This window comes from Cupriavidus basilensis, from assembly GCF_029335485.1.
Taxonomy (GTDB): domain Bacteria; phylum Pseudomonadota; class Gammaproteobacteria; order Burkholderiales; family Burkholderiaceae; genus Cupriavidus; species Cupriavidus basilensis_E.
The window spans coordinates 1-782 of sequence record NZ_JARJLM010000087.1 but is presented as its reverse complement, the minus strand read 5'-3'; the positions used below and the strand labels follow the sequence as shown (position 1 = coordinate 782).

The window sequence follows — 782 nt, the reverse complement described above, 5'->3', positions numbered from 1 at the left end:
TGGTGACTATGTTTCGGGGCTGAACCTGATACGGTTCAAGCGCGATCCCATGATCCTCGAGAAAGACTATGACACCGGCGTAGTCAAGCCGGGGCTGAACACGACGCACTCGGTGCGCTGTGCCGTCAACCAGGACCATCCCGTTGCACAGGCCAACTGAGATGCGGAGCATGGCGCAATGGACCCTAGGCGACATCGGCTATGCGATTGCATGCGTTTCGCTGTTCAGCCTTGGCACGCCGTCTCTGGCCGTGGAGCCCTCCGGCGTTCATCCGCCGCGGCAACCCCTGATGTCCAAAGACCCAGGCGAGAACGCACCGCACCTGGAACAGCCCGCCGCCTTGCGGGCTGAACTGATGGCCCTGGCCGAGGGCGATATCGGGGACCGCGTCAGCAAGCTCAGGCGCAAGGTGCTGAAGGACCTGGTCTATGTGGAGGGCGGCAGCTTCATGATGGGCGACTTTGGCCCATGGTGGTCGCCGGAGAAGCTTTACTACACATCCAGACTCGACAACAAGCCTCCGTACCAGGTCACACTGACCGGGTACAGCCTCTCCCGGTACAAGACGACCTATGCGGAGTTCGATGTGTATGCCGACGCGACGGGGCAGACGCGAGCGGGGATGGAGGTAAGACCGGGCTACGAGGCGTTGCAAGGGAACAACCGGCATCCGCTGGTGCCGGCTGGCGTGTACTGGCAGCGAGCAAAGGATTACTGCCTGTGGCTCGGCAAGCAGACTGGGGTGGCGTTCGACTTGCCGACGGAGGCGCAGTGGGAATAT

At 62.1% G+C, this 782-nt stretch carries 1 protein-coding gene; it reads left to right on the top strand.

What is annotated here, in order from left to right; all coding sequences use genetic code 11:
* Nucleotides 1-290: 290 nt before the first annotated feature.
* Nucleotides 291-782, top strand: a 492-nt coding sequence (locus P3W85_RS04915) for a formylglycine-generating enzyme family protein (RefSeq protein ID WP_276263943.1), incomplete at its 3' end; no start/stop codon positions are given.